Here is a 12,157-nt window from a genome sequence, read left to right on the forward strand (position 1 = left end):
CGGTCACCTGGCCGGGCCCGGCGCAGGCGTCGACCCAGCCCGGTCAGCAGTGGCCGCAGGTCCTGCCGGTCGACAAGCCACACCAGGGCGAGGAACACGACAGCGACCAGGACTCCGGACAGCATGCCCTGCATCAGTGCCGTCCACCGCGCCGGGGGGTCGCCCCCGGCGTCCAGCAGCCGCAGCATCGCCACCGCCGCGACGGCGGCCGTACCGCCGGCCAGCAGACCGGCGCCGCCGGCCCGGCCGGCGCCCGCAAGCGCCTCCCGGCCGGCCGAACGGGCGACCGCGACCAGCAGCAGCGCACCGAGCAGCAGCATCCCCGCCGAGTTGGCCAACGCCACCGCCAGCACCCGGTCGGCCACCGGCAGCAGCGCCGACAGCGGAACCAGCACCAGCGGCACCGCCAGCCAGCCGGCGGTGATGGTGGCGGTGGCCGCCCGGGTCGCGCCACGGGCGTACAACGCCCGCGACAACACCGCGAACAGCCCGTATCCGACCAGCCCGGGAGCGTAGCCGGCGATCGCGGCGGCGGTCGCGTCACTGTCGAGCGGGAAGAACCGGCCGATCGGGCCGGCCGCACCGACAAGTAGCGCGGCGCCGAGGAAACTGAACAGCAGCACCCCGCGCAGCGTCGCCGACAGCACGTCCCGGTAGGTCCGCTCGTCCGCGCCCGCCGCCGCGGCCAGGGTCGGGTACGCGGCGGTGGCCAGCGGCACCGCCAGCACCGCCCAGGGCAGCAGGTAGAACGTCTGCGCCAGGTTGAACACCTGGAACGCCTCGGTACGGCCGCTGGACAGCCGGTAGAGGATCACCGCCAGCGCCACCTGCTGGGCGGTGACCGTCACCACACCGGCCACCGCCAGCCCGCGTACTCGGGCCCTGGCATCGGCCGGGAACGCGTACCCGGGGCGCAGCGTCAGCCGCAGCCGACGCAGCGGGATCAGCAGCGACAACGACAGCACCACCACGCCGAGGGTGGTGCCGACCGACAGGATCAGCTCACCGCCACGGCCGGCCTGCGCCACGCTCGCTCCCGTGCCGGCGGCTCCGGCGAAGACGAGGTAGACCACGACCACGGTGAGGCTGGACAGCAGCGGCGCGATCACCGGCCAGGCGAACCGGCGGTGCGCCTGGAGCACGCCGGTGAGCACGATCCCGATGCCGTACAGCGGCAGTTGCGGAGCGAACACCCGCAACATCCGGGCCGCCGAGGCCAGTTCCTCAGGCGACCGACCGTCACCGAGCGCGGTGATGATCGGGCCGGCGGCCAGCGCCACCAGCACCGCCAACGGCACCAGCAGCGTCACCGTCCAGGTCAGCAGGGCACCGGTGGTGGCCGCCACCGTGCGCCGGTCCCCCGCCGCGACCGCCGCCGCGAGCAGCGGTACGACCAGGCTGGCCAACGCCCCACCCGCGACGATCTCGAAGATGATGTTCGGGATGGTGTTCGCGAGCAGGTACATCGCGCCCAGGTCGCTGTCCTGCACCACCCAGGTGAACACGGCGGTCCGACCGAACCCGGCCAGCCTGCTGACCACTGTGAGGACGGCGATGAGGGCTGCCGCGCCGGCCACCCGACCGGTGCCGGCGAGGGGGGTCGGTCTGGTCACGTCAGTCGGCGCGTCGGCCCAGCGCGTCGAGTTCACGCAGCCCCGGCGTGCTCGCGATGACCTTCGTGAAGCTCACCTTCTCGCTGGCGGCGGTGAGCCCGGCGAGGACAGCGAGCAGCCCGGCCCGGCCGACCGGGCCGGTGCGGGCGGCCATCGCCACCCCGAGCACCGCCCCGAGGGCGTTCGCGCCGCTGTCGCCGAGCATCACGTCCTCGGCCAGGTCGGCGGGCAACAGCCCGGCGGTGGCACCGACAGCGCCCGAGGCGATCCCACCGTGCCGGCCGACGCTCAGCGGCACGCCCAACAGCAGCCCCGACTTCAGCGCCCGCCCGGGGCGCAGGTCGAGCAGGTTGACCAGATTCGCCGTGCCGGCCACCACCCCCGCGCCGAGCAGTACGTCGACGCCCCGTCCCAGCGCCCCCTGCCGCTGTCGACGACGGTGCCCGGCCACGCCGGGGTCGGCGGCGAGCAGCACCGCCGCGCCCAGACCGGCCGCGCCCACTCCCACGATCTTGACGAGGCCGGCGGTGACCCGGCCCTGCCGGAGCGCGGCCAGATGTCCGGCGAAGCCCTTTGCCGCCTTCTGCTCCGGGCGGGCGCCGACGACGTCGTCGTAGAGGCCCACGGCACCGGCGCCGAGCCCGGCCACCAGGGTCGCCGCCCCGGCGGGCACGCTCGCCGCCCCGCCGGCCGCAGCCGCCGAAGCGCCCACCGCGAGGGCCGGGCCGGCGGCCAGGGTCACGGTGCGTCCCCGGAAGTTGGTCCGTTCCAGCGCCGGCGCGGCCGGCGCGGTACGGATCTCGCGCAACGCGTACCGGGCGGCGACCGCCCCGATCCCGGCCACCAGGAGTCGACCGAGGATCGTCACGTCACCGTCACCGCGCTCACGCCATCCCCTCCCGCCGGCCGGCCGGCGGAGATCGTCGGAATCGGGCACCGGGGGTGCCTCAGGTTCACTGGGGCAGTCTAGGCACCAGCGACGCGGCGCTGTCACCGACGCCGTACTGGCCGGCCTTACGCTCGGTGAGCTGCTGCACCAGCGCCAGGGTGGTGACCAGTTGGCCCTGCACCGTGTTGGCGTTGTCGATCGTCGAGATGGTCTGGGTGAGCACCGCGTCGCCCCGCACGAAGGCCACCAGGTTGCCGCCGGCCGAACCGTTGCCGGCCACCACGATGCCCCCGGTCCGGTCGAACTGTTCGGCGATCTTGACCACGGACTCGTCCTTCTTGGCGGAGTCCTTGTCCACGTACGGCTGCCCACTGACCACCACGACGGCCTCCGCCGGTGCGGTCACCCGGTCGGAGGTGGTCAGGTAGTTCGCGTTGCCGTACGCGGCCAGCACCGCCCGCCGGTCGGCCTCGGTGACCGGCTCGGCGCCGGCGGGCTGGTCCAGCAGCACGGTGGCCAGCAGGGCGCTGGAGGTCTCGACGCCGTGACCGTTGCCGGGCAGGCCAGCGGTCGGCGCGCTCGTCGGTCGGGCCGCGGTGACCGCCAGTTCGAGCAGGTCGTTGTTGTTCTCCGGGTTGATGAACTTGTCCTGGAGGTCGACCCGCCCGGTGACGTCGGCACCGGCCAGCTGGAGCATCTTGAGCACACCCTCGGTGTGGTCACGGCCGGTGGGCAGGCTGAGCACCAGCACCCGCTTGCCGCTGAGCGTGCCCGGCAGCATCACCTGGGCCATCTCGGCGGCGAAGTCCTCCTCCAGCTCCAGTTCCCGTTGCATGCTCTGCACCGCCTGGCGCATCTGCTGGTTGTCCTTGCGCAGCTCGTTGACGGTCTCCCTGAGCGAGTCCGCGACCGGACCGTTGAGTGCGGCTGTGCCGACCACCAGGCCGATCGCCAGGGCGAGGAAGACCGCGGTCAGGGACACCACGTGGTACCGGAAGTTGATCACGCTTGAAGCCTCTTGATCGGTCGGGAGCTAGAAGAGCTGGCCGAGCTGGAACACGAAATTGTCCCACCACTCGGAGACCACGCCCAGGTACGCCTTGCCAACGGTGGAGACGGCCACCGCGGAGGCCATCGCGGCGAGGGCCGAGAGGACCAGCAGCAACAGGGACGACCCCGAGATGCTCTGCCGATACAACCGGCTGACGCCCTTGGCGTCGACCAGCTTGCCACCGACCTTGAGCCGGGTGAGGAACGTCGACGCCATGCCACCGCGCCCCTTGTCGAGGAACTCGACGAGCGTGGCGTGGGTACCGACCGCGACGATAAGCGAGGCGCCCTTCTCGTCGGCCAGCAGCATGGCGAGGTCCTCGCTTGTGGCGGCGGCCGGGAAGGTCACCGCCGGCACCCCCAGGCCGTTGACCCGGGGCAGCCCCGGCGCCCGCCCGTCCGGATACGCGTGCACGATCACCTCGGCGCCACAGCGCAGCACGTCGTCGGTGACCGAATCCATGTCGCCGATGATCATATCGGGGGTGTAGCCCGCCTCGACCAGAGCGTCGGCGCCCCCGTCGACGCCGATCAGCACCGGCTTGAACTCCCGGATGTACGGGCGCAGCACGTCCAGGTCGGCCTTGTAGTCGTAGCCCCGGACCACGATCAGGCAGTGCCGGCCCTGCACCTCGGTGGCGATCTCGGGCACCCCGACGCCGTCGAGCAGCAGGTCGCGCTCCTGCTTGAGGTAGTCCATGGTGTTGGCGGCGAAGGCCTCCAACTGCACCGACAGGCCCTCCCGGGCGTCGGTCATCGCCTTGGCCACGCTCTCGGTGTCCTGGAGGCTGCCGTGTGCCACCGGATCGTCGTTCAGGTAGACGGTGTTGCCCTCGATGCGTACCGTGTCGCCCTCGCGGATCCGCTCGAAGATGCCCTCGCCGAGGTCGTCGAGGAGCGGAATGCCTGCCGAGATCAACACCTCTGGGCCGAGGTTGGGGTATCGGCCGGAGACCGACGGCTTGGCGTTGAGCACCGCGCCGACGCCGACCGCGACGAGCGAGTCGGCGGCGACCCGGTCCAGGTCGACGTGGTCGATGACCGCGATGTCACCGGGGCGGAGCCGACCGACCAGCCGCTTCGTACGGCGGTCGAGGCGCGCGGTGCCGAGGACCTGTCCCGGTTCCGCGTTCCGGGCCCGGCGCAACGTGGGTAGACGCATCGTGACCATCCTGGCATGTGAGGCAGGCGAATCTGTCGCGACATGCCTGAGCAGGGCCGCCTACCCAGGGAAGCACACATGGGCGAAGGCCGGTGTGCCTCCGCTCACAATCGCGGTCTCAGGACCGCCGTTCCCTGGCCGCCACGGCCAGCAGTTCCTCCGCATGAGCGATACCCAGATCCGAATCTGGCAAACCCGCGAGCATCCGGGCGAGTTCCCGGGCCCGCTCGGTGTCCTCCACCACCCGCACCCCGCTGGTGGTGACCGCGCCGCCGGTGTCCTTGGCCACCACCAGGTGCCGGTCGGCGAAGGCCGCGACCTGGGGCAGGTGGGTCACCACCAGCACCTGGTGGCTGCGGGCCAGCCGGGCCAGCCGCCTGCCGATCTCCACCGCCGCCTGACCACCGACGCCCGCGTCGACCTCGTCGAAGACAAGTGTCGGCGGGCCACCGGAGCCGGCGAAGACCACCTCGATGGCGAGCATCACCCGAGACAGCTCACCGCCGGAGGCACCCCGTTGCAGGGGCAGCGACGGCGCACCGGGGTGCGCCAGCAGCCGCAGCTCGACCTCGTCGCCGCCGTCCGGGCCGACGCCGACGTCGACCCCGTTGACCGGCAACGTCGGTTCGGTCCGGCCGGCGGGTCGGGGCAGCACCGCCACCTCGATCCGGGCGTGCGGCATCGCCAGCCCGGCCAGCTCGACGGTGACCTGCTCGGCGAAGCGCGCCGCCGCCTCCTGCCGGGACACCGACAGCCGGCCGGCCAGCTCGGCCACCTCGGCTGCCAACCGGGACGCCTCCCGGTCCAACTCGTCGAGCAGCTCGTCGGAATTGTCCAGCTCGGACAGTCGGATCCGGGCCCGCTCCGCCCAGGCGATCACACCGTCGACGTCGTCGGCGTACTTGCGGGTCAACGCCCGCAGCGCGGCCCGCCGCTCGTAGAGGGCCTGCAACCGGGCCGGGTCGGCGTCCAGACCGGTGAGGTACGTGGACAGCTCCACCGAGACGTCGGCGACAAGCGTGGCCGCCTCCTCCAGGCGGGCGGCCAGCTCACCGAGCGCCGGATCGGTGCCGGTCTGCGCCTCCAGCGTGCGCCGGGCGGTGCCCAACAGCGTCGAGGCGTCGGGAGTGTCGTCGGTGGCCTCCAACCCGCCGGCCACGCACTGGTGGGCCAGCTGAGCCGCGGTACGCAGGCCCTCCGCGTGCTCCAGCCGCTGCGTCTCCGCCTTCAGCTCGGCGTCCTCACCCGGTTGCGGATCCACCCGGGTGATCTCGTCGAGCCCCAACCGCAGCAGGTCGGTCTCCTGGTGGCGTTCGCGCGCGTTGCGTCGGCGGTCGGCCAGGTCGTCAACGACCCGACGCCACCTGGTGAAGGCGTCCCGGGTCGCGTCGAGCAGCTTCTCGTGCTCCGGGCCGGCGAACCGGTCCAGCGCGGCCCGCTGTTCGGCCGGGCGCAGCAGGCGCAGTTGATCGGACTGGCCGTGCACGGCGACCACCTGCTCGCCGACCTCGCCGAGCATCGACACCGGCATGCCGCGACCACCCAGGTGGGCCCGGGACCGACCCTCCACCGTGACCGTACGGCTCAGCAGCACGCAGCCGTCGTCGTCCGGCTCACCGCCGGCGTCGGTGATCCGGGCGTGCACCGTCTCCGCCACCCGGCCACCGAGGCGCAGCCGGCCCTCGACGACGGCACGGCCGGGTTCGGCGCGTACCCGACCGGCGTCGGCCCGGCCGCCGAAGAGCAGCCCGAGCCCGGTCACCACCATGGTCTTGCCAGCCCCGGTCTCGCCGGTGATGACGTTCATGCCGCCGGTCAACGGCAGCGTCGTGTCCTCGATGACGCCCAGTCCGGTGATGCGTAGCTCCTCCAGCACAGCAACCGACAGTAGACGCGTGGCCCGACACTTGACCAGCCGGCGTGGCCGCCGGAGTCAGCGACGGTTGCCCCGCCAGCCGTGCACCGGAAGGTCGAACTTGGCCACCAGACGCGCGGTGAACGACCGGTCCCGCAGCCGGACGATCCGTACCGGCAGGGTGCCCCGCCGGACGGTGACCCGGGCACCCGGCGGCAGGTCGTAGACCCGCCGGCCGTCGCAGCAGAGCACCGCCAGGGTGGTGAACGGGTCGACGGTTATCGAGATGGTGGAGGTGGGGGCGGTCACCAGCGGCCGGCTGAACAACGCGTGCGCGCTGATCGGTACCAGCAGCAGCGCCTCCACCTCGGGCCAGACCACCGGTCCGCCGCCGGAGAAGGCGTACGCGGTGGATCCGGTGGGGGTGGCGCAGACCACGCCGTCGCAGCCGTAGCGGGACAGCGGCCGCCCGTCGACGTCGACGAGCAGTTCCAGCATCTGGGCCCGCTCGCCCTTCTCGACGCTTATCTCGTTGAGCGCCCACGACTCGATTGTCGGCCCACCGTCGAACTCCGCGGTCACGTCGAGGGTGAGCCGTTCGTCGACGCTGTAGTTGCGGCTCACCACGTCGCGAACCGCCACGTCGAGATCACCGATCTCCGCCTCGGCGAGAAACCCGACCTTGCCGAGGTTGATGCCCAGCAGTGGCACCTTCGCCGGTCGGGCCAGCTCCGCGGCGCGCAGGAACGTGCCGTCCCCGCCGAGCGCGAAGACGATCTCCGCGCCCTCGGCCGTCTCCGGCCCGGTCACCGGCACCACGCCCGGCAGGTCGAGGTCCTCGGCCTCCTCGGCCACGACCCGCACCTCGAACCCGGCGGCGATCAGGTCCGCGGCGACCGTACGGGCGTGCTCGGTGCTGCGGCGGCGGCCGGTGTGCGTCACCAACAGGGCCGTGCGGGTCACCGCGACGACCGCTCGGGAACACCGCGCTGAGGGTTCGCTCGCCGAGACCCGCTCACGCCGCTGTGCCAAACGGTTCGCTCGCTTCGCTCGCTCACGCCACCGCCTCGCTCCGCTCACCGGCGGCGCGAGCCGCCACGCTGCTGTGCCAAACGGTTCGCTCGCTTCGCTCGCTCACGTGGCCACCTCCTCCGTCGCCTCGTCCGGCCGGTCGCCGGACGTCACCTGGCCACCGGGCCCAGCCGTCACCACGGCCCGTACCCGGTCCGGGTCGGCCGGTGGCGCGTCCCGGCGTAACCATACGAAGAACTCGACGTTACCGCTCGGCCCCGGCAGCGGGCTGGCCGCGAGATCAGCCAGCCCCAGCCGCAGGCTCGCGGCCGCCGTGGCGACATCCAGCACCGCCTGTGCCCGAAGTTCCGGATCACGCACCACGCCACCGGCGCCGACCCGGTCCCGACCCACCTCGAACTGCGGCTTGACCATCAACGCCAGATCGCCATCGGCCCGGGTGCAGGCCGCCAGGGCCGGCAGCACCAGGCGCAACGAGATGAACGACAGGTCGGCGACGGTCAGGTCGACCGGACCGTCGATCGCTTCGGGGGTCAGCGTCCGGACGTTCGTGCGTTCGAAGACCCGTACCCGGGGATCGTTGCGCAGCGACCAGGCCAGTTGGCCGTAGCCGACATCCACCGCGACCACCTCGGCGGCCCCGTTCCGCAGCAGCACGTCGGTGAAGCCGCCTGTGGACGCGCCCGCGTCGAGGCAGCGTCGACCACCAACCACCAGCCCGGCGGGGGTGAACGCGGCGAGCGCGCCGGCCAGCTTGTGCCCGCCCCGGGAGACGTACTCCGAGGTGGGGTCGGCGCCGCTGACCAGCAGCGGATCGGCGGGATCGACCATCGCGGCGGCCTTGCGCGCCGGCACCCCACGCAGCTGTACGCGGCCGGCCTCGACAAGCGCGACCGCCTGCTCGCGGGAACGGGCCAGCCCGCGACGGACGAGTTCGGCGTCCAACCGGTTACGCCGTGCCATGGATCGACGTATCTCCTCAGGCCTGGTCGATGGTGGCCAGCGTCTCCCGCAGCGTCTGGTACGCGGCCTCGTACTGGGCGATCTGGTCGGCGGGGCTCAGAGTCGCGGCGTTGGCTATCGCCTGCACCGCGGCGTCCACCGCCGGATGGTTGTCGCCCTCCGCGTCCTCCCCGGTCCAGCGCTGCGGCGGCGGACCGGGGCGCGGGCCCGAGCCCAGCGGCGGGCCGGGGCGCGGTGCGGTCACGCGGCACCGTCCGGTCGCGGCGGCGCGGCCTTCGCCGGTCGCGGCGTCGGTTCGCCATCGGCGGTACGCATCACGGTTCCGGACGTCTTCTTCGCCACGGTCTTCTTCGCGACAGCCTTCTTGGCCACCGCCTTCTTCGCGACAGCCTTCTTGGCGACCGCTTTTGTCGGTGGGGCCGCGGCGGCGGTCGGTGGCGTGCCGACGGAGGGGTTCTCAGCGGATCCGGCGGCCGTCGAGGGGCCCGGCGCCGGGCCACTTGTGGGCGTGCCGGCGGCGGCTCGAAGCTGCCGTTCCAACTCACGGACCCGGCGATCCAGTTCGGCGACCTCCTCGGCGGTGGCCAGGCCCACCGCACCGAGTGCCCGCTCGACCTCGAACCGCACCAGCTTGGTCAGGGCCTCGCGGTTGGCCGCGCCGGTCGACCGCAACTCCTCGGCGAGGGTCTGCAACTGGGCAGCTGTCGCTCCGGTCGATCCCACCGCTCGACGCACCGCGTCCTGCGCCTTCTTCCGGGGCGCCTCCGTCAGGCCCATGGCCAGTTCGAGGTAGGCGCGCCACGCGTCCTGCATGCCTGAGTCCTTTCGCCCGGCGGCTGTGCAGGTGTCACGCTACCGGGCCGCCGGAACCGTCCTGTGCGGTACGGTGCCGGGAGACGACGTGGTGTGGCGAGGAGGCGATTGGTGGCCACGGTGGACGAGTGTCGGCAGGCGTTGCAGGATCTGGCCGCCCGGCTCGAACGCAACGCGGAGACCGTCCGTGATCGCGTGGACCTGGATCGCACCCTGGCCTGCCGGATCACTGATCTGGAGACCGCCTTCCACGGTCGGCTCACCGGCGGCAGGCTCGTCGAACTCGCTGACGGTGACGACCCGAAGGCGAAGATCGCCATGAGCACCACAAGTGACGACCTGCTCGCCCTGGTGCGCGGCGACCTCGACGTCACCCGCGCGGTCGCCAACCGCCGTGTGTCGATCAAGGCGAACCCGTTCGACCTGATGAAGCTGCGCAAGCTGCTCTGAGCCGGCGGTCCGGTCAGGTTGCCAGGCCGAGCTTCTCCAGCGCCTTCGCCGCCTGCGGGGAGGCCGCCCGGACCGGACCGGACGGGTGGCTGCGCCAGGCCGCCGCGCAGAGCGTGGCGAGCGCGTCCAGGTCACGGCCCGAGCCGGACAGCTGCCAGTCGTCGGCCCCGGTGATGGTCACCTGCCAGCCACCGTGGTCGGCGTCCGCCGCCGGCACCCGCACCACGCAGTCGGGATCGAAGAGTCCGGTCAGGTCCCACGAAACGTACGTCGGCCGCCGCTCCGGGGGCGCCGCGAGCAGCTCGGCGGCGTCGCTGACGCCGGTGAGGACCAGCAGGCTGTCCAGACCGGCCCGGTTGGCACCCTCGATGTCGGTGTCCAGCCGGTCACCCACGACCACCGTACGACCTTCGCCGGCCCGTCGGGCGGCGGTGGCGAACAGTTCCGGCGCCGGCTTGCCGACGATCTCGTCCGGGTCGCGGCCGAGCGCGGTGGCCAGCGCGGCGACCAGCGCGCCGTTGCCCGGCAACGGTCCACGCCCGCTGGGCAGGGTCCGGTCGGTGTTCGTGGCCACCCAGGTCGCGCCGGCCCGCACCGCCACCGCTGCCTCGGCCAGATCGGCCCAGCCCACCTGCGGGCCGTACCCCTGGATCACCGCGACCGGTGACTCCTCGGCCGTGGTCACCGGCTTGAGCCCGGCCTCGCTGATCTCGGCGCGGAGTGCCTCGGCGCCCACCACGAGCACCGGCGCGCCGGCCGGCAGTCGCTCGCCCAGCAGTTGGGCGGCCGCTGCGGCGCTGGTGAGCACCTCCTCCGTCCGTGCCGGCACACCCATCCCGGTGAGCAGATCGGCCACGTCGGCGGCGCGGCGCGAGGCGTTGTTCGTCGCGTACGCGACCGCCCGGCCCTCACCGTGCAGCCGGGCGACCGTCTCGACCGCGCCGGGGATCGGCTGGTCGATCAGGTAGATCACCCCGTCCAGGTCGAAAACGACAAGGGCGTAACCGTCAACCAGCCGGTCCCCGTTCATCGCTGCCGTGCCTCCGGCTCCTCGGTCCCGTTCGCCTCGCGGTCCGCACCGAGGTCGGCGGCCTCCGGTGCGGCCTCGATGTCCGGTGCCACGTCCTCGGCCACGCCGCCGTCGGTCGCATCGCGCCGACCGTCAGTGGTCGACGTGTCGATTGGCTGATCGCCGGCAAGCTGGTCACCGCGCGGCTGGTCGTCGACGGTCTGGTCGCCCACCCGCTCCTCGACCGCCGCGTCGTCGCCGTTCGGCTGCTCGACGACCGTCGGCTCCGCGCCGGTGCTCGCGTCGTGCCCGGGTCCGTCGGACGGCAGGTTACTGCCGACCGGGTCGTCCTGGTCGGACGCCTCGGCGGTGGTCGCCGGGCCGGCGTCCGGGCTTGTCGGTACGGCACCGGGGGCACCGGGACCAGCAACCAGCTCCTCGGTCACCTCGTCCTCGTCGTCGCCCTCGATGACCACACCGTCGAGTTCCAGCAGCCGCTCGGCCGCGTCGGTCTCCGCCTCGGTGTCCACCTCCGCCGCGCGGGAGAACCACTCCCGTGCCTCGGCTCGCCGCCCGACGGCCAGCAGGGCGTCGGCGTACGCGTACCGCAGCCGTGCCGTCCACGGCTGGACGGTGTCGCTGGTCAGGTCGGGTACCTGAAGCATCGCCACGGCCGCGTCCCGCTGGCCGAGGTCGCCGCGCGCGCCAGCGGCCACGATCAGCAGTTCAGTCGCCACCGCCGGGTCCAGCTTCTCCTGGTCGGCACCCCGGAACAGGTCGATGGCCCGTTCGGGACGGCCCAGTGCCCGCTCGCTGTCCGCGATCACCGCAAGGTGGCTCTGCGCGCCGCTCATCCGGTGGTACGTCCGCAACTCGGCGATGGCCGACTGCCACTCACCGGCGTGGTAGGCGGCCAGGCCGACTGCTTCCCGGACTGCCGAAATCCGCGATGCGAGCCGGCGAGCGGCCAGTGCGTGCGCGAGTGCCTCGGCCGGGTCCTCGTCGATCAGTTGGCCGGTCGCCACGAGGTGTCGGGCAACGGTGTCCGCGACCGGCTTCGCCAGCGACAGCAGTTCGGCGCGGACGTCCTTGTCCAGGTCGGTCGCGACGATCTCGTCGGGAAGCGCCGGCGCCTCCGGACGACCGTCCTCGGCCGCACCAGGTCCGTCCCGGTCCTCACGCCGCCCGAAGCGACGCTCGCCGTCCCGGTCGTCCCGGACTCCACCGCCACGACGATCGGCGTAGCCACCCTCGCGGCGCTCGCCGCCTCGGAAACCACTCTCGCGACGGTCTCCGCCGGAGCTGCCGCCATCACGGCGAT

At 72.9% G+C, this 12,157-nt stretch carries 12 protein-coding genes; 1 reads left to right on the forward strand and 11 read right to left on the reverse strand.

The window, feature by feature from the left end; translation table 11 throughout:
• The 9 genes from murJ to Van01_RS30535 form a co-directional block, all read right to left on the reverse strand.
• On the reverse strand, window positions 1-1,613 hold a 1,613-nt coding region (gene murJ, locus Van01_RS30495; RefSeq protein WP_204014954.1), incomplete at its 3' end, for a murein biosynthesis integral membrane protein MurJ.
• A gap of 1 nt (window position 1,614) precedes the next feature.
• Window positions 1,615-2,481 (reverse strand): hypothetical protein, encoded by an 867-nt coding sequence (locus Van01_RS30500; protein ID WP_204014956.1) that lies wholly within the window; start codon window positions 2,479-2,481, stop codon window positions 1,615-1,617.
• Between the two features lie 85 nt (window positions 2,482-2,566).
• Window positions 2,567-3,508 carry a copper transporter gene (locus tag Van01_RS30505; RefSeq protein ID WP_204014958.1) on the reverse strand — a complete coding sequence of 314 codons (942 nt, stop codon included), beginning with the start codon at window positions 3,506-3,508 and terminating at the stop codon, window positions 2,567-2,569.
• A 27-nt stretch (window positions 3,509-3,535) separates the two neighbouring features.
• The gene (gene steA, locus Van01_RS30510; protein ID WP_204014961.1) at window positions 3,536-4,714 is read right to left on the reverse strand and encodes a putative cytokinetic ring protein SteA; all 1,179 of its coding nucleotides are present in this window, start codon (window positions 4,712-4,714) and stop codon (window positions 3,536-3,538) included.
• Window positions 4,715-4,832: 118 nt separating this feature from the next.
• Window positions 4,833-6,590, reverse strand: a complete 1,758-nt coding sequence (recN, locus tag Van01_RS30515) for a DNA repair protein RecN (protein WP_204014964.1) — start codon at window positions 6,588-6,590, stop codon at window positions 4,833-4,835.
• Window positions 6,591-6,647: 57 nt separating this feature from the next.
• Window positions 6,648-7,532 carry an NAD kinase gene (locus tag Van01_RS30520; protein WP_204014967.1) on the reverse strand — a complete coding sequence of 295 codons (885 nt, stop codon included), beginning with the start codon at window positions 7,530-7,532 and terminating at the stop codon, window positions 6,648-6,650.
• A 171-nt stretch (window positions 7,533-7,703) separates the two neighbouring features.
• Window positions 7,704-8,564 carry a TlyA family RNA methyltransferase gene (locus Van01_RS30525; RefSeq protein ID WP_204014970.1) on the reverse strand — a complete coding sequence of 287 codons (861 nt, stop codon included), beginning with the start codon at window positions 8,562-8,564 and terminating at the stop codon, window positions 7,704-7,706.
• A gap of 16 nt (window positions 8,565-8,580) precedes the next feature.
• Complete coding sequence (locus Van01_RS30530; RefSeq protein WP_204014972.1) at window positions 8,581-8,808, reverse strand: hypothetical protein; 228 nt, start codon at window positions 8,806-8,808, stop codon at window positions 8,581-8,583.
• Window positions 8,805-9,377 (reverse strand): phasin family protein, encoded by a 573-nt coding sequence (locus Van01_RS30535; RefSeq protein WP_204014974.1) that lies wholly within the window; start codon window positions 9,375-9,377, stop codon window positions 8,805-8,807. The genes Van01_RS30530 and Van01_RS30535 overlap by 4 nt, the downstream gene beginning before the upstream one ends.
• A 111-nt stretch (window positions 9,378-9,488) precedes the next feature.
• Between Van01_RS30535 and Van01_RS30540 the strand changes: the two genes are divergently transcribed.
• Complete coding sequence (locus Van01_RS30540; protein ID WP_093409767.1) at window positions 9,489-9,827, forward strand: SCP2 sterol-binding domain-containing protein; 339 nt, start codon at window positions 9,489-9,491, stop codon at window positions 9,825-9,827.
• Window positions 9,828-9,840: 13 nt separating this feature from the next.
• Here the strand turns inward: Van01_RS30540 and Van01_RS30545 are convergent, their stop codons facing one another.
• On the reverse strand, window positions 9,841-10,857 hold the full coding sequence (locus Van01_RS30545) for an HAD-IIA family hydrolase (RefSeq protein WP_204014976.1): 1,017 nt from the start codon (window positions 10,855-10,857) through the stop codon (window positions 9,841-9,843).
• A complete protein-coding gene (locus Van01_RS30550) occupies window positions 10,854-11,906 on the reverse strand; it encodes a tetratricopeptide repeat protein (protein WP_373306310.1) in 1,053 nt (350 codons plus the stop codon). The genes Van01_RS30545 and Van01_RS30550 overlap by 4 nt, the downstream gene beginning before the upstream one ends.
• Between the last annotated feature and the right edge of the window lie 251 nt (window positions 11,907-12,157).

The sequence above is a fragment of the Micromonospora andamanensis genome (assembly GCF_016863495.1).
Classification (GTDB): domain Bacteria; phylum Actinomycetota; class Actinomycetes; order Mycobacteriales; family Micromonosporaceae; genus Micromonospora; species Micromonospora andamanensis.